13 protein-coding genes are annotated in these 15,357 nt (G+C 67.4%); 3 read left to right on the forward strand and 10 right to left on the reverse strand.

Translation table 11 applies throughout. The features are described from left to right. The first annotated feature begins 167 nt into the window (after positions 1–167). Both thiD and ACO0LV_RS06345 read left to right on the forward strand, forming a co-directional pair. Entirely contained in the window at positions 168–980 is an 813-nt protein-coding gene (gene thiD / locus ACO0LV_RS06340; protein WP_424787033.1) for a bifunctional hydroxymethylpyrimidine kinase/phosphomethylpyrimidine kinase, read from the forward strand. A gap of 209 nt (positions 981–1,189) precedes the next feature. Further along, positions 1,190–2,728, forward strand: a complete 1,539-nt coding sequence (locus ACO0LV_RS06345) for an MDR family MFS transporter (RefSeq protein ID WP_424787034.1) — start codon at positions 1,190–1,192, stop codon at positions 2,726–2,728. Positions 2,729–2,795: 67 nt separating this feature from the next. Here ACO0LV_RS06345 and ACO0LV_RS06350 read toward each other — a convergent pair whose 3' ends face one another. Beyond that, complete coding sequence (locus ACO0LV_RS06350; protein WP_424787035.1) at positions 2,796–3,587, reverse strand: hypothetical protein; 792 nt, start codon at positions 3,585–3,587, stop codon at positions 2,796–2,798. A gap of 3 nt (positions 3,588–3,590) precedes the next feature. Continuing rightward, positions 3,591–4,817, reverse strand: a complete 1,227-nt coding sequence (locus tag ACO0LV_RS06355) for a toxic anion resistance protein (protein WP_424787036.1) — start codon at positions 4,815–4,817, stop codon at positions 3,591–3,593. Between the two features lie 283 nt (positions 4,818–5,100). Here ACO0LV_RS06355 and ACO0LV_RS06360 point away from each other — a divergent pair, with 283 nt between their 5' ends. After that, positions 5,101–6,567 carry an MFS transporter gene (locus ACO0LV_RS06360; protein ID WP_424787037.1) on the forward strand — a complete coding sequence of 489 codons (1,467 nt, stop codon included), beginning with the start codon at positions 5,101–5,103 and terminating at the stop codon, positions 6,565–6,567. A 21-nt stretch (positions 6,568–6,588) separates the two neighbouring features. Here the strand turns inward: ACO0LV_RS06360 and ACO0LV_RS06365 are convergent, their stop codons facing one another. The 8 genes from ACO0LV_RS06365 to ACO0LV_RS06400 form a co-directional block, all read right to left on the reverse strand. Continuing rightward, positions 6,589–7,599, reverse strand: coding sequence for a YeiH family protein (locus ACO0LV_RS06365; protein ID WP_424787038.1), 1,011 nt, complete (start codon positions 7,597–7,599; stop codon positions 6,589–6,591). 5 nt (positions 7,600–7,604) lie between these two features. Further along, positions 7,605–8,390: an aspartate/glutamate racemase family protein gene (locus ACO0LV_RS06370; protein ID WP_424787039.1), complete on the reverse strand. Its 786-nt coding sequence runs from the start codon at positions 8,388–8,390 to the stop codon at positions 7,605–7,607. Next, positions 8,383–9,393, reverse strand: a complete 1,011-nt coding sequence (locus ACO0LV_RS06375) for a D-cysteine desulfhydrase (RefSeq protein WP_424787040.1) — start codon at positions 9,391–9,393, stop codon at positions 8,383–8,385. Before ACO0LV_RS06375 ends, ACO0LV_RS06370 begins: the two co-directional genes overlap by 8 nt. A gap of 49 nt (positions 9,394–9,442) precedes the next feature. Beyond that, positions 9,443–10,633, reverse strand: coding sequence for a Gfo/Idh/MocA family protein (locus ACO0LV_RS06380; protein ID WP_424787041.1), 1,191 nt, complete (start codon positions 10,631–10,633; stop codon positions 9,443–9,445). A gap of 6 nt (positions 10,634–10,639) precedes the next feature. Continuing rightward, positions 10,640–12,076 (reverse strand): NAD-dependent succinate-semialdehyde dehydrogenase, encoded by a 1,437-nt coding sequence (locus tag ACO0LV_RS06385; RefSeq protein ID WP_424787042.1) that lies wholly within the window; start codon positions 12,074–12,076, stop codon positions 10,640–10,642. A gap of 70 nt (positions 12,077–12,146) precedes the next feature. Further along, positions 12,147–12,962: a carbohydrate ABC transporter permease gene (locus ACO0LV_RS06390; protein ID WP_424787043.1), complete on the reverse strand. Its 816-nt coding sequence runs from the start codon at positions 12,960–12,962 to the stop codon at positions 12,147–12,149. 5 nt (positions 12,963–12,967) lie between these two features. Continuing rightward, positions 12,968–13,834, reverse strand: a complete 867-nt coding sequence (locus ACO0LV_RS06395) for a carbohydrate ABC transporter permease (RefSeq protein ID WP_424787044.1) — start codon at positions 13,832–13,834, stop codon at positions 12,968–12,970. 179 nt (positions 13,835–14,013) lie between these two features. Next, positions 14,014–15,342 (reverse strand): ABC transporter substrate-binding protein, encoded by a 1,329-nt coding sequence (locus ACO0LV_RS06400; RefSeq protein ID WP_424787045.1) that lies wholly within the window; start codon positions 15,340–15,342, stop codon positions 14,014–14,016. Positions 15,343–15,357 lie beyond the last annotated feature (15 nt).

A 15,357-nucleotide genomic window follows, 5' to 3' on the forward strand; every position in this document is an offset into this window, starting at 1 on the left:
CCGCGGTCTCCCGTCGGAGGTCAGCGGCCGGCTCAGCCAGGGACGGTGCGGCACCTCACACCAGTCCGGCGGGTGCTGCCTGAGGCGGATACGGACGCCGCGGTCGCGTTACGCTGATGTGAGGATGGTCGGGGCAAGAGCCTCCTCGAAACGGATCGGAGAAGCACATGACGCACCGCGCGTTCGTGATCGCCGGGTCGGAAGCCACAGGTGGTGCCGGGATTCAGGCAGATCTGAAGACCTTCCAGCAGTTGGGGGTCTATGGCACCGGGGCGATCACCTGCATCGTCTCCTTCGACCCCGGTAACAACTGGGCGCACCGCTTCGTCCCGATCGATCCGCAGGTGATCGCTGACCAGATCGAGGCCGCAACCGCCGCTCATGACCTGGACGTGGTCAAGATCGGCATGCTGGGCACTCCGGCCACCATCGACGTGGTCGCCGAGGCGCTGGGGCAGCGCTCATTCAGCCACGTGGTGCTGGACCCGGTGCTGATCTGCAAGGGGCAGGAACCGGGCGCCGCGCTGGACACCGACAACGCCCTGCGCGAGCAGATCGTCCCCCATGCCACCGTGGTCACTCCGAACGTGTTCGAGTCCACGACCCTGGCGGGCATGGACGCGATCGAGACGGTCGAGGACCTCGCCGAGGCTGCCCGCCGCATTCACGCCCTGGGCCCCGACTACGTGCTGGCCAAGGGCGGGGTGGAACTGCCGGGCGAGGACGCCGTCGACGTGCTCTACGACGGTACGGACATCCACGTGTTCTCTGCGCCGAAGGTGGGCAAGGAGCGGGTGTCGGGTGCGGGTTGCACTCTGGCCGCGGCCATCACCGCCGAACTGGCCAAGGGCGCGGACGTGCGCGATGCCGTGCAGACCGCCAAGGACCTGGTCACCGCCGGCATCAAGGAGCGGCTCAGCGCCCACACCCCGTTCGACGTGTTGTGGCAGGGCGCAGGGGTACCCGCTCGCACCTCCTGAAACTCACACCACGAGCATCGGGTGAGTTCGCTGCTCACTAATCCGGCTATGCGATCGCGCCGTCGCAGTCGGAAATTGACTGGCCCTCCCTCGGCCCGCCGGACCTAGACTGCGAGGCGGTACGCCAGACGCCCCTGAGGGGACGGCTCGTACGCCGGGGCAGCGTGGCCCGATTCACCCAGATCATCACCGTGCCAGGAGTTGCCCCCATGAGCGTCGAACAGCAGAGTCCGAAACCCGACGTCGCTGACGCCAGATCCGGAGCGACCGGTACAGCCGAGGCTGCAGCGCCGGGACCCAGCGCGGAGGAGACGATCTCTCCTCAGGTGAAACTCGTCATCGGGGTACTCCTGGTGGCGGCCTTCGTGATGATCCTGAACGAGACGATCATGTCCGTAGCGATCCCGCGGCTGATGGTGCAGTTCGCTGTCACCGCCGCCACCGCGCAGTGGCTGACCACGGCCTTCATGCTCACCATGGCCGTGGTGATCCCCACCACGGGACTGATCCTGACCCGGTTCTCCACCCGCTCGGTGTTCATCGGCGCGATGTCGATGTTCACCGCGGGCACGCTGATGGCCGCCGTCGCCCCGGTCTTCCCGGTACTGGTGGCCGCCCGAGTGGTCCAGGCCACGGGTACCGCCGTGATGCTCCCGCTGCTGCTGACCACCGTGCTGACGTTCGTCCCCGTGTCCCGGCGCGGACGCACCATGGGGCTGATCTCGATCGTGATCTCCGTGGCTCCGGCCATCGGCCCGACGTTCTCCGGGTTCATCCTGGTCAATCTGACGTGGCGTTGGATGTTCCTGACCGTGCTGCCCATTGCGCTCGTGGCCCTGGCGCTGGGTGCCGCCTTGGTCAAGAACATCACGACCCCCAAGTCCACCCCGTTCGACGTGCTCTCGATCGTGCTCTCGGCGATCACCTTCGGCAGCCTGATCTACGGGCTGTCCAGCATCGGGGAGTCCACCGAGGGCAACGCCGCCATTCCCCCCGCGCTGCCACTCGTGATCGGGACCCTCACCCTGGTGGCGTTCGTGTGGCGGCAACTGGTGCTGCAACGTACCGACTCGGCGCTGTTGGACCTGCGCCCGTTCACCTCGCGCACGTTCTCGGTGGGCCTCGGGATGATGCTGATCTCCATGGGGGCCCTGTTCGGCACCCTCATCCTGCTGCCGATCTATCTGCAGAACGTGATGGGCCTGACCACCCTGGAGACCGGCCTGATGCTCTTCCCCGGCGGGTTGACGATGGGTCTGATCGCACCGTTCGTGGGCCGGCTGTTCGACAGGATCGGCCCCCGCCCGCTGGTGATCCCAGGCTCGGTGATGTTGGCCGGGGCGCTCGGGGTGATGACCCTGCTCAGCGCGGACAGTGCCACCTGGCACGTGGTGGGTGCGCATATGTTGTTGTCTCTGGGCCTGGGATTCCTGATGACTCCGCTGATGACCTCGGCCCTGGGGTCGCTGCAGCAGCACCTGTACTCCCACGGCAGCGCCATCATGAACACCCTGCAGCAACTGGCGGCAGCGGCAGGCACCGCGCTGTTCATCACCATCATGAGCGTGCGCACCGCCAGCGAGTTGGACGCGGGGCTGGGGCCGGTGGCGGCCCAGGCCGCCGGGGTGCACCAGGCGTTCCTGTGGGGCGCCGGAGTGGCGCTGGTCGCGGTGGCCACCTCGTTCCTGGTGCGCAAGCCGGAGCCGCAGCAAGCGACGGTCGAGCCCACCAGCGCCTCCGCCAACTAAACGCCACCGAGACCGGTCGAGCGCGGTGCGGCAGCGCCGGGCCGGCACCCTCGGCGCCCGGTGAACCTCAGGTGATTCCGAAGTCGAACGCGTCGGCCTGGCGGTGTCCGAACTTCTCCCGCAGGAAGTTGCCCGTCGTGGTCAGTTGCGCCGTCGTGCGGCTATGCCGGCTGGAGTGCAGGGCCTGGGCCTGACCGGAGAGGAGCTGGAGTTGCTCGGTGAGTTCCTCCTTGGGCGTGCGCCCGTTGGGCTGGCGGGCGTCCACCATGTTCGGTGGGATCGCCAGGTAGCCACGCAGCACCCCGGGCAGGTACTTCCTGACAATGGCGTCCAGTTCGTAATCGAAACGCGCATCCTCCGACGGCTCGCGTCGCTCCGCCTCGACGACGCCCTCCAACAGTTGGCGCGTCCGCACGAAACTGCCGTACGCCTCTGCGGGCAGCCGGCGCCTGTGGTGCTCGGCGAACGAACCGGCCCATCCCAGGGCGGCGACCCGGCCGTCCGCACCCTCGAGCGCGGCCTCCGGGGGCGGTGTGTCACTCACCTCGACGGGCGGCTGCCGCTCCTCCGGGACGAAACGGTGCCACCACCGGCGGCGAGCAGGCAGCCACAGATCCCGCAGGTGCCAGGCGCGCACCCCCGAAGCACCCATCGATGCCAGCGCCAGCAGGCCGCCGATGCCGGCGATGTCGAGCCAGAAGACGCCCACCGAGAACCCGGCCGCGTAGATCAAGCCCTCGAGAATCACTCTGAGGTGCTTCTTCACCCCACCGATGACCAGCACGAGGTAGGCCAGCAACGGCAGGAAGACGACGGCCAGGCCCACCTTGACGACGTTGCCCAGCGTCCAGCGTGACATGGGTCAGCCTCCCTCGGTTTCTTGGGTGGAGGCGTCGGCGGTGTGGCTGCGCTCGAGTTGGAGACGGGCTCGGGTCACCTGTCCCTCCAGCACGTCGACTGTTTGCTTCATCGAGCGGGCCGCCTCGGCCTTGTAGTTGTCGATCTCGTCCAACGCCTGGAACACATTGTCGAAGGCCTGCTGCAGTTTCTCCGGGTCGATGGTGGCCTGGGATGCCTGCTGCTGGATGCCGGCGCCCTGGCTGCGGAGCAGTTCCGAGGTGGAGAGGATCATGTCCGAGGTGGTCGTGTTCAGCGCCTCGATCTGGGCGAGCACGATCTTCTGCTGGGCGAGGGCCTGGGAGACGATCACCGCTACCCGCAACGCGGCCAGGGTGGTGTCCAGGGCGCGGTCGACGCCCTTGATGAGTTCGACGTTGTTCTTCCGCACCACATCCAGTGCCAGGTAGCCCTGGGCCGCCACGGCCATCTGGGTCATCAGGTCCTGGTGGCGTTGGCGGACGTAGAAGAGTGCGTCGGCCTCCAAGGTGGTGGCGTCGTCAGCCTTCCCCTCGTTGCGGGCGGCGGCGATCCGCTGCTCCAGCCCGTCGCCGAGGTGGCGGGCGAGAACGGCGTAGTTCGCCAGCTGTCCCAGGCTCGACCACAGCGCGTCACGTTCCGTCTGGATGGCCGCGTTGTCCAGCCGCAGTTCGTCCTGGCCGCCCTTGAGCGCCTTTGTGATCGCGTCGAGCTGGTCCTGCGCGGACTCATACTTCTGGAAGTACCGCTGGATCCCGCTGCCGCTCGGCAGGAACTTCAGGAAGCGCCTGGTGCCGGTGAGGTCGTGGCGGTTGGGGTCGAGTTCGGTGACGATCTGACGCAACTCCGCCAATGTAGCCCCGGTCCGCGATGCCGGGTCGGCGCCGGTGCCTGCCAGGGCCGCGGCGGGGCGTTGGAGCATCCGGTTGGAGGAGTCGGCCGCCTGGTTCATCGTGTCCTCGCCCAGGCGGGTCAACTGCGCCAACTTGGTCTGGAACTCCGGGCTGTGCAGTGGAACGGCGAGCAGCTCCTCGAGGAAGGCCCGGGCCGTCTCGGCATGCTTGCGCTGGGCCTCGGCGTCCACGAGGATCATGCCACCGAGTTTCTCCGGTTCGCGGACCTCCACCTCGTCCGCGGGCGCGGGAGACTCGAGGTGTAGCGGGTTCTCGGCGGCCGGGTGCTGGTTCGTACCGTGGTCGAGCGGGTTCGACATACCGTGCACTCCTCAATACTCGGGGCTACTGACCATTCTCTCAGTACGCCGCGGTCCAAGCACCGCGTATTTTTCGGGACCGGTTCGGGAGGATCGAGCGCCCGGGTGCTGCGGTGGGCCCCGCGGGCCACCACCGCAGAGCAAGGTGCGGAACAGTGAAGGCCACCGCCGCTGAAGCCCCGAGCGCAGGTAGGACGCGCCTGCTCGCCAAGGCCTCCGTCGTCGGGCCCTGCGTCAGCCACCGGTGCATAGTAGGGGGTTGGCGGCGCGTGGAAGGGCGTGAATGGGCGAGAGCGGCAGCGGCGAGGACAGCAACGCCGAAGCGCGATTGAGCAGGGACCAGCGGCAACTGCTGGCGGTGGTGCTGGTGCCGCTGTTCATGTCGCTGCTGAGCGTCTCCATCGTCAACGTGGTGCTGCCGTCGATCCAGATCTCGATCGGCGCCAGTAACACCGGTTTGCAGTGGGTCCTGACCGGTTACACCCTCGCCTTCGGAGTGTTCCTGGTTCCGGCCGGACGCGCCGGGGACCTGTACGGCCGGGCCCGGCTGTTCCTCGCCGGTCTCGTCCTGTTCGGGCTGGCCTCGTTGGCTGCCAGCCTGGCACCCAACGAGATGGTGCTGAACATCGCCCGGGTGTTCATGGGCTTCGGCTCCGGGTTCCTCAACCCCCAGACCGTGGGCCTGGTGCAACAGTTCTTCCAGGGTGAGCAACGCGGACGGGCCTTCGGGTTGTTCGGCTCCATCGTGGGGGTCTCCGTGGCCATCGGTCCGATACTGGGCGGCGGCCTGATCGCGCTGCTGGGCCCGGACTGGGGGTGGCGTGCGGCGTTCCTGATCAACGTGCCGATCGCCGCGATCGGGGTCATCACCGCCTTCATCTGGCTCCCCTCCTCCGCCTGGCGTGCCCTGCCCGAAGCCCTGGGCGGCAGCGTGGAAGGCAAGCGCCCCGACCTGGATCCGGTGGGCCTGGTTCTGTTGACCGGTGCCACGCTGGCGATCATGCTGCCGTTCCTGCAGGCCGGGGCCGGCGGCTGGATCTGGTCGCTGCTCGGCCTGGCGGCCATACTGGTCTTTCTGTGGCTGCGGTGGGAACGCCGGTACAAGGACCGCGGACGTTCCCCGATGGTGGACGTGGCGCTGTTCCGGATCCGCACCTTCGCCAACGGTGCCCTGCTGATCGGGTTGTACTTCACCGGGATGACCAGCGTGTGGGTGGTGGTGGCCCTGTACCTGCAACTGGGCCAGGGCTACTCCGCGCTGGAAGCCGGCCTGGTGGGGCTGCCCTCGGCGATCACCTCCGCCATCGCCGCTGCGATTGCCGGGCGGTACGTGGTGCGGGTGGGCCGGATCATCGTGTTGTTCGGGATCGGGATGCTCCTGGTGGGGGTGGCCGGCAGCGGGATGGTGCTGGTGCTGCACGAGCGGCTCGGGATCAGCATCTGGTGGTTGCTGCTGAGCATGGCGTTCATCGGGTTCGGTCAGGGCAACGTGGTGAGCCCGAACCAGACGCTGTCCCTGCGGGAGGTGCCGCTGTCCTACGCCGGCTCGGCCGGGGGTGTGATGCAGACCGGGCAACGCATCGGCACCGCCGTGGGCATCGCGTTGAACACCGCGATCTTCTTCGCCGCCCAGGCGGTCTGGGGCTGGACGCCGGCGATCCTGCTCGCATTCGCCTCGATCGCGATCATCGTCATCGTTTCCGCCGGCGTGGGGGTGCGGGACTGGGTTCAGGACCGGCAGGAGGGGTAGGAGCCACCCCAAGGAGCCGGGTCACCACAGCAAGCTCACCAGCGCCAGTGGAACCAGCGCAGCAATCGCGGTGGATACGGCACTCAACAGCACCACATGCCACGGCATCGGGAACAAGTTGCGGAACTGGATCCCCAGGCCCAGGCCGAACATCCCCGCCGCCAGGAGCAGCGTACCGGCGTGGTTCACCAGCGGTATCGCACCCTCCGGGATTACCCCCAGCCCAGCGAGAACTGCGGCGATGACGAAACCGACGAGGAACCACGGCACCAAGGGCGGGGCGCCGCCTGAACCAGTCCCGGCGGCGCCGGGCCCGCGGCGATCGCGCCACCGCGCTGCCCCGACCGCAAAGGCCAGCAGCGCGACCCGACCGAGTTTGACCGCCGTGGCCGTCGTCACCGCCGTGGTGCCCACCAGTGAGGCGGCGGCCACCACTTGCGCGACTTCGTGGATACTCGCCCCGGCCCACACGCCGATCAGCTCCGGCGGAAGGCCCAATCCGGCACCAGCGGCCGGGACAACCAGGATCATCACCGAGCCGAAGAGAGTCACCATCGCCAGTGCGATACCGACATCCTCGTCGCGGCGCCGGATCCCGCTCTCCACCGCAGCAATTGCGGCGGCTCCACAGATCGAGAAGCCGCTGGCGATGAGCGTCACCAGCCCTCGGTCCAAGCCCAACCGGTCCCCGATCACTCCGGTCGCCATGAACACGATCACCACCGTGATCAGGATGACCGCGAGCCCAGGCAGCCCGAGCAGCATGATCGCGTCGACCGAGAGGCGGGTGCCCAGCAGCACCACGCCCAACCGCAGCAGCGTCTTGGCGCCCTTCGTCGACTGGGCGATCAGTGCCGTTCGGATCGCCGCGGTGTTGGCCAGGACCGCACCGAGGACCAGTGCAATGATCAACGGGCTGAGCAACGGCACCGCGATCCCGGCAAGCACGGACACCAACCCCGCCAGGGCGGCCGGCCAGGCGCGGGCGAGTGCGGTCAGGCCGGAGGTGAGAGCGGGGTTCGCAGCCCTCATCGACCTCAACTCGGTGGTCCGGGCGTACCGGGACCGGACGCCCCGGACCCGGGCGTCCCGGACTGATAGAACCTGAGCAGCACCGACTGCACCAGGGCAGCGGTGGAGTCGATGATCGGCACCGCGCGGTGCCCGGGCAGCACCAACGACAATTCCGTGCACGCGGAGATGATGGTCATTGCCCCGGACGCCACCAACTGGTCGCACACCACCGCGAGCGCTGCCGCGGCCCGCCCGAGTGCCGCAGTGGTGCCGACCTTCACCTGGTAGATCGCCTCGATCAGGCGTTCCTGGTCCGGCGGTTCGGGCAGGAGCGCCGCCCGGTCGCGTTCTGCCAGGGCCTGCTGGTACAGGCCCGAGCCAAGGGTGGCCGACGTCGCCAGGACCCCGATCGGGCCAGCCTCGATCAGACCTGCCTCGACCGCGGCATCGCTGCCACCCACCTCGAGTGCCCGCTCGATGGTCGCGTCCACGATGCTGAGCAGTTCCACCCCCTGCTCCCGGGCGACCGGACCCAACCACACGTGGGCGGTATTGCACGGGGACACGATCACGTCAGCCCCACTGGCCTGCAGCGCGCGTACGCCCCGCTCCAACCAGGGCACCACGCTCGGCCCCGCACCGGTCAGGGCAGCGGTGCGGTCCGGCACGGTCGGATCCGCCCACATCACCACCCGCAGATGGTCCTGATCGCGCGTCGCCGGTGTGCGCGTAACCAACTGGGTGTAGAAGGCAGCCGTGGCTGCCGGCCCCATGCCACCCAGGATGCCCAGGAGGGGACGCTCAGGCATCAACGTCCTTCAGTGCCGCGTCCGGGTAGGCATACAGCGCCGGAGCGCCACCGGTATGAAGGAACAGCACGTCCTCGTCAGAGGCGAAACGCCCCTGGCGGATCAGGCCGATCAGCCCTGCCGCGGTCTTGCCGGTGTACACGGGGTCGAGGAGAATCCCCTCGGTGCGCGCGAAGAGTTGAATGGCAGCGGTCATCTCATCGGTGGGAAGGGAGTAGCCCGGCCCCACGTAGTCATCCACCACCTGCACGGCCTCCTCGGTCACCACCGGGTCGAGGCCCAGGCGGCCCAGCGCAGCGTTCGCCAGGTTCCGGATCTTTGCTTCCTGGCCGGCCTTGTCCGCGCGGACGCTGATGCCCGTCACCGGGATCCGCGAGGACAGCGCCTGCTGGCCGGCGAGAAGCCCGGCGTGGGTGCCCCCGGATCCACTGGCACACACGATGTGGTCAAAGGAGGGGCCGGCGTCGAAGGCCTGCGCCTGGATCTCAGCAGCGCAGGCGGCGTAGCCCAGCGCCCCGAGATCATTCGAGCCGCCACCGGGGATGATGTAGGGCTGACGGCCCCGGCCACGCAGGTCCTCGGCCATCTGCTCCATCGCCCCCTGCAGGTCGGTGCCTGCCGGCACCACCTCGGTGCCGTCCACGCCGAGCAGCCGGAACAGGAAGTGGTTGCCCAGCGCCTCCTCGTGGTACGAACCGGGGACACGCTCCTCCAGCACCAGATAGCAGGACATTCCTTCCCGTACAGCAGCAGACAGCGTCAGCCGGCAATGGTTGGACTGCACCGCCCCGGTGGTGACGATCGTGTCGGCTCCGCTGTTGATCGCATCCGCCATGAGGAACTCGAGTTTGCGGGTCTTGTTTCCCCCGGCCGTCAACCCGAGGAGGTCGTCGCGCTTGATGTGAATCCGTGGTCCACCCAGTTCCCTGCTCAGGTTCGCCAGGAACTCGATCGGGGTGTGTCCGGCGGTGTAACGCCGGCGCGGAATACGTGCCAGGTCCATCGTTCTACTCCTCGTCCTCTGTTCGGGGTCGTGCCGGCAAGCACGCGGTTCACAGCGTCACGGCCCGTCCGGTCTGCACCGACTCCTCGGCGGCCAACCCGATGCGGACCGCTTGCACGCCATCGCGCAGCGTCACCTCGACCGGTGCGCCATCAAGCACGGCCCGTCGGAAGCCCAGGTGCTGGAAGTAGGTCGACCCGTGGTGGGCACCGGCAGCGAGCACCGCAGGATCAACCGGGACCGAACTGCGCACCGGACCCTGCGGTGCGCGCGGGCTGAACTCCACCTCGGCCTCGCGTAGTTGACCGGCGGGCCAGTGATCGGCATCGACCGGCACGAAGCACTCGGCCTTGGCCACATCCCCCACCAACGAGATGTGCTCCTGGAAGGCTGAGCCCTCGGCGAACATGCACAGGTCCAACATGGCGCGCACACCGGCGGCGAAGTCCACGACGACGAACGCGTTGTCGAGGATGTCCGGGCGCCGCCCGTCATAGGACTCATCGGCGTGATTCACATCCGACCCTCCGGAGGCATAGACCCGGATCGGCTCATCGGCGGTGAGCAGCCGCATCAGGTCGAAGAAGTGGCAGCACTTCTCCACGAGCGTCCCCCCGGTTCGTTCGGAGAACCGGTTCCAGTCATCGACCTTGTCCAGGAAGGGGAACCGGTGCTCACGGATCGACAGCATCCGCAACCGCCCCAGATCACCGCCGCGCAACCGCTGCAGTATCTGCTGCACCGGGGGCATGTAGCGATACTCCATCGCCACCCAGATGGGCGCCGGGTGCGCAGCCGCTGCCTCCTCCAACAGGTGAGTATCGGCCATCGTGGTGCACACCGGTTTCTCCACGAGCACCGGGTAGGGGTGGGGGTGGGAGAAGATCTGCGTGAGGATGGCCGCGTGGGTGTCGTTCGGGCTGGCGATGACCAGGGCATCCACCAGGCCCGAGGACAGCAGATCCCCGGGCTGGTGGTAGCGGATGACGTCGTGCGGGGCGTTCGGCAGGCCCATCACCTCGGCGTGGGTCGCCTCGAGCGATTCAGCGTTGGGGTCGGACAGTGCGGTCACCACACTCCCCGGGATGAGCGCGAGGTTGCGCACGTGCTCACGCGCCATCTGCCCCGCGCCGATGATGCCGTAGCGGATCGTTCGCTGCGCGGGTCCGGAATGCTCCACGGTCTGCCTCTCGGAGTGCTGGGTCTCGGTGTACTGGAACTGCTTGTGGCGGTCGGTCATGGAGCGCTAGCGCCAGGCGAGGTAGCGCACACTCTGAAACTCTTCCAGGCCCAGGCGTGAGCCCTCCCGGCCCAGACCGGACTGCTTCACCCCGCCCATCGGGGCGTAAGCCGCGGCCGGCACCGGATCATTGATCCCGAGGATCCCGACCTGCAGGCTCCGAGCCATCCGCCAGCACCGGGAGGCATCGGTGGTGAACACGAAACTCGCCAGACCCATCTCGGTGCTGTTCGCCCGTTCGACCACCTCTTCTTCGGTGTCGAACCGGAAGACGCCGGCGACCGGACCGAAGATCTCCTCGGTCGCGATCGCACAATGCCCGGGCACCTCGGCCAGGAGCGCCGGAGCGACGTAGGGTCCTTCCGGCACGGTCGCGCGTGGGGTGTTGACCACGTGCGCTCCCGCGCTCAGGGCCTCCTCGACCATCGCCTCCACCGCGGCGCGCCGATCCTCATCGATCAGCGGCCCCAAGTCGGGCATCGGTTCGCTCGTCGGGTCCCCGATAGTCATGTCCTGGATCTTCTCGGCGAGGCGGCGGGTGAACTCCCCGTAGACCCCGGCCTGGACGAAGAAGCGGTTCGCCGCTACGCAGGACTGTCCGTTGTTGCGGAACTTCGCCACCAGGGCACCTTCTACTGCCAGGTCCACGTCGGCGTCGTCGAAGACGATGAACGCCCCGTTTCCGCCCAGTTCCAGCAGCGGGTGCACGACCCGCTCGGCGGCCTTGGCCATGATCTGACGCCCGACGACGGTGGAGCCGGTGAAACTGACGACCCGCGTGCTGGGGTGCTCGAGCAACGCCTCGGTCACCTCTTGCGGCGGTCCGTGCACCAGGTTGATCACTCCCGCCGGGAATCCGGCCTCGGCCAGGCAGCGGATCATTTCCGTCACCGCCAGTGGTGCCTTCTCCGACACCCTCGCCACCACGGTGCACCCGGCTGCGAGCGCCGGGGCGAGTTTGCGGGCCTGGATCGAGCAGGGGAAGTTCCAGGGCGACAGGCTGACCACCACCCCGGCCGGTTCACGGAGGGTGAGTTGCTCACGTCCGGACGCTTCGGGGGTGAGGACCTCACCGGCTGGGCGGCGTGCTTCCTCGGCGAACCAGCGCAGATACTCCATCGACAGGTTCACCTCCGCCACTGCCTCGGGCAGGCGCTTACCGGTCTCCCGGGCCAGGAGCGTCGCGATCTCCTGGTGCCGCCGCCTCAGCACTGTCACCGCCTGCATCAGGATGTCGGCACGCTCCCGGGCCGGCCGGCCGCCCCACTGCGCCAGTGCCCGCCGGGCCGCGTCGGCAGCGGCCACGGCCTGCTCGGCACCGGCCCAGGCCAGGTGAGCGATCACAGCACCATCGGCGGGATTGTGCACCGGGCGGGTGGTGGACGATCCCACCCAGTCGCCATCGATCAGCATCGCGACGGTAGGGGCATCGGACGTGGTCATCGGTTCTCCTCATCGGGTGGGATCGTCTCGGTGCAGCGGACCGGTACACCACCGGGCGCGGGCAGGGCTGTCATCCCTTCACCGCCCCCGCGGTGATACCGGCCACGAAGTAGCGCTGCAGGAAGATGTAGGTCAACGTGATCGGCACCGAGGCGATCACCACACCGGTGAACAGCAGGGGGTAGTCGGTGAGGAACTCCCCCTGGAAGTTCAACAGTGCCAGGGGGATGGTCTTCTTCGAATCGGTATTGATGAACAGCAGCGGATACAGCAGGTCGTTCCACTGGATCACGAACAGGAAGATCGCGGTCGCCGCTACCGAGGGCATCGACATCGGCAGCACGACCGACCAGTAGGTCCGCATTGGGCCGGCGCCGTCCACGGCGCTGGCCTCATAGGCCTCCCGGGGCAGGGTGCGCATGAAGCCACCGAGGATGAACACCGCCACCGGCAGGCCCACGGCGATATTGATCAGCACCAGTCCGAGGCGGTTGTCGAGTAACCCGAGCTGGTCGAACAGCGCGTACTGGGGAATCATGTTCGCCTGCGGTGGGATGGACATGCCCAGCACCAGGAACCCGAAGATGAGCCAGCCCTTCCACCCGGGAATGCGGGCGGTGGCATAGGCGGCCAGGCTGCCCAGCAGCAAGGTCAGGAACACCGAGGCACTCGTGACCATCACGCTGTTCAGGAACGCCTGGTCGAGACTCTGCTGGTTGAAGACGATGTCGTAGTTCTGCAGCGACACCGACGACGGCAGCCCGAAGGGAGAGGCGAACAGTTCCGGGGTGGTCTTGAAACTACCGAAGATGACCACGGTGATCGGCACGAGAATCAGCGCCGCGTAGACGGTGAGGATGGTGGTCCGCGTGATCGTGTAACGCATGGTCCTCAGGCCTCCTTCTGCGTGAGTTTCAGCAGGCGGCGCTGGGCGATGACGATCGCGGCGATGAAGGCCATGAAGATCAACGACTGGGCGGCGGCGTACCCGAACTCGGTGTTGGCGAAGGTGGAGTAGATCCGGGTGGACAAGATGTCGAGGCTGCGTCGCGGCGGGAGCCCGCCGAGTCCGAGGATCAGGTCGAAGGCCTTGAAGGACTGGATGGTGGTGTAAGCCACCACGATCGCCGTGGCCGGGGCGATCATCGGCCAGGTGATCTTGGTGAACTGCTTCCACTTCCCGGCACCGTCGATCTCGGCGGCCTCGTACAACTCCGCCGGCACCCCTTGCAGCCCGGCGATGAAGATCACCATCATCTGCCCGGCGTGGAACCAGACCTGGGTGATCGCCACCCAATAGATCGCCTGCTCGTTGTTTCCCAGATAGGCGCTGGTGTACTCGCCCAACCCCACGGCCTCCAGCACAGAATTGCCCAGGCCGTAGTTCGGGTCATAGATGAACTTCCAGATGTAGGCCACCGAGACCGAGGACAGGATCGTGGGGAAGAAGAACAGCCCCCGCAGCAGTGTGGAGCCGGTGGAGTTGCGCACCAGGAAGATCGCCAGCATCAGCGCCAGCAAGGTCTGGAAGACCACCACGACCAACATGAACTTGAGGTTGTTCGACAACGCGTTCATGAACAACGAGTCGTTGGTGAACAGGTTGCGGAAGTTGCCCAACCCCACGCTCTCGTACTCGGCGCTGAACCCGTCCCAATCGGTCACCGAGTACTGCACGGCCTGTAACGCCGGGATAGCGAAGAAGATGATGTAGATGACCAGGGCCGGGATGGGAAACACGTACAGCGCCGGATGCACCCGCGTGGGCCCACCACGCTTCCTGCGCGCCGGAGGCAGTGCCGGGTTCGGCGGAACCGGCGGGCGTGCCCGCCGAACCGGTTCCGCGGATGTCCCTGTCATGTGTTCCTCAGCAGGTTCGCCGACCGGGTCGCGCCGATAGTCGGGTAGAGCCGTCGGCGGGACCTGATGGTCATGGGTCAGCGGTTGATGCGCTGGTCGATGATTTCCTGGGCCTGTTCCGCGGCCTCGTCCACCGAGGTACCGCCGACGACGTCGATGCAGGCCTGCTCGGCGGCGTTGCGGATATCCAGGTCGTTGAACTGGAAACGAGCGGCCAGCATGGTCTCCTTGTCCAGCCAGTCCGTGGTGGCGTCCAGGTCCTCGTTGTCGTAGTCGACGTCGGACACCGTCAGGTGCTGGGAGGTGCCGTTCGCGTAGGTGCTCGCGGGCCCCGACTCGCTCAGGAACCGCAGGAACTCCAACGCCGTGGCCTGGTTGTCCGAGGCGGAGTTGACCCCGAGCACGAAGGTGGCGTTGTGCACCCCCTCGTACTTGCGCTCCTCGGCCGACACGGTGACAGGTGCGGCCATGCCGAAGGGGAACTCCGCCCCCAGTTCGCGCACAGCTGCCATGTGGAACGAGCCGGTCATCAACAACGCCGCGTCACCCTGGGCGAACATCTGCTGGACCGGTTCCACCGCGGTGCCCGTGGAGTTCGCCTGGAAGTACGGGCGCAACTCCTCGTACTGGCTCAGGGTGTGCAGGAACCAGTCGTCGGTGACCTTGTACTCCCCGGTCTCGATCTTGACGCACATGTCATCACTGGGCGCGTTGTTCATCACCATCGCGTTGAACAGGTGCCCGGCGTTGCCGATCTCGCCACCCGACCAGGCCATCGGGACCTTGTCCAGGGACATGATCGCCTCACACATGGCCAGCCACCCCTCCCAGTCACCGGGGGGTTCGGTGATCCCGGCCTGCTCGAGCAGGTCCAGGTTCGTGATCGGCTGGTTGAACACCAATTGGTAGGGCAGGCCGTACTGGACCCCGTCGCGCGCGCCCGAGTCGATCAGGCTGGCGTTGTACAGGTCCGGCACGCCGGTACCACTCAGGTCGGTGTAGAGCCCTGCGTCGACCATGTCCTCGAACTGGGCGCCCCGGAAGGCCACGAACAGGTCACCGATGTTGCCGGTGCGGATCTGCTGCAGGGCGTTGGACTGGTAGTCGTTGGAGGGCGAGATGTCCTGGGAGATACTGACCCCCTCGTGCTCGGCAATGAACTCCTCGATGAGTTCGGCCAGGATCGCCTGGTCCTCAGCGCGCCAGTGCGCGAAGGAGATGGAGCCGTCCACCTCACCTTCGAAGGCCCCGCCGTTCTCCTCCGAGGTGCCACCATCCCCGCCACCGGAGCCGGGCCCGGCACAGGCGGCCAGGAATGCCGCGGAGCCGGTGGCGCCGAAGAGTTGCAGGGCGCGGCGCCGGGACAGTGCCGCACGGGAGAGGGGCCGGTTCTGGTTGGTGTTCATGTCGTTCTCCTTCGA

The organism is Pseudactinotalea sp. Z1739, from assembly GCF_049725055.1.
Classification (GTDB): Bacteria; Actinomycetota; Actinomycetes; order Actinomycetales; family Beutenbergiaceae; genus CALKWS01.

What these genes read in the sequence shown, in the direction of transcription:
- thiD (WP_424787033.1), top strand. Translation starts at nt 168, where the DNA reads ATGACGCACCGCGCGTTCGTGATCGCCGGGTCGGAAGCCACAGGTGGT.
- ACO0LV_RS06345 (WP_424787034.1), top strand. Translation starts at nt 1,190, where the DNA reads ATGAGCGTCGAACAGCAGAGTCCGAAACCCGACGTCGCTGACGCCAGA.
- ACO0LV_RS06350 (WP_424787035.1), bottom strand. Translation starts at nt 3,587, where the DNA reads ATGTCACGCTGGACGCTGGGCAACGTCGTCAAGGTGGGCCTGGCCGTC.
- ACO0LV_RS06355 (WP_424787036.1), bottom strand. Translation starts at nt 4,817, where the DNA reads ATGTCGAACCCGCTCGACCACGGTACGAACCAGCACCCGGCCGCCGAG.
- ACO0LV_RS06360 (WP_424787037.1), top strand. Translation starts at nt 5,101, where the DNA reads ATGGGCGAGAGCGGCAGCGGCGAGGACAGCAACGCCGAAGCGCGATTG.
- ACO0LV_RS06365 (WP_424787038.1), bottom strand. Translation starts at nt 7,599, where the DNA reads ATGAGGGCTGCGAACCCCGCTCTCACCTCCGGCCTGACCGCACTCGCC.
- ACO0LV_RS06370 (WP_424787039.1), bottom strand. Translation starts at nt 8,390, where the DNA reads ATGCCTGAGCGTCCCCTCCTGGGCATCCTGGGTGGCATGGGGCCGGCA.
- ACO0LV_RS06375 (WP_424787040.1), bottom strand. Translation starts at nt 9,393, where the DNA reads ATGGACCTGGCACGTATTCCGCGCCGGCGTTACACCGCCGGACACACC.
- ACO0LV_RS06380 (WP_424787041.1), bottom strand. Translation starts at nt 10,633, where the DNA reads ATGACCGACCGCCACAAGCAGTTCCAGTACACCGAGACCCAGCACTCC.
- ACO0LV_RS06385 (WP_424787042.1), bottom strand. Translation starts at nt 12,076, where the DNA reads ATGACCACGTCCGATGCCCCTACCGTCGCGATGCTGATCGATGGCGAC.
- ACO0LV_RS06390 (WP_424787043.1), bottom strand. Translation starts at nt 12,962, where the DNA reads ATGCGTTACACGATCACGCGGACCACCATCCTCACCGTCTACGCGGCG.
- ACO0LV_RS06400 (WP_424787045.1), bottom strand. Translation starts at nt 15,342, where the DNA reads ATGAACACCAACCAGAACCGGCCCCTCTCCCGTGCGGCACTGTCCCGG.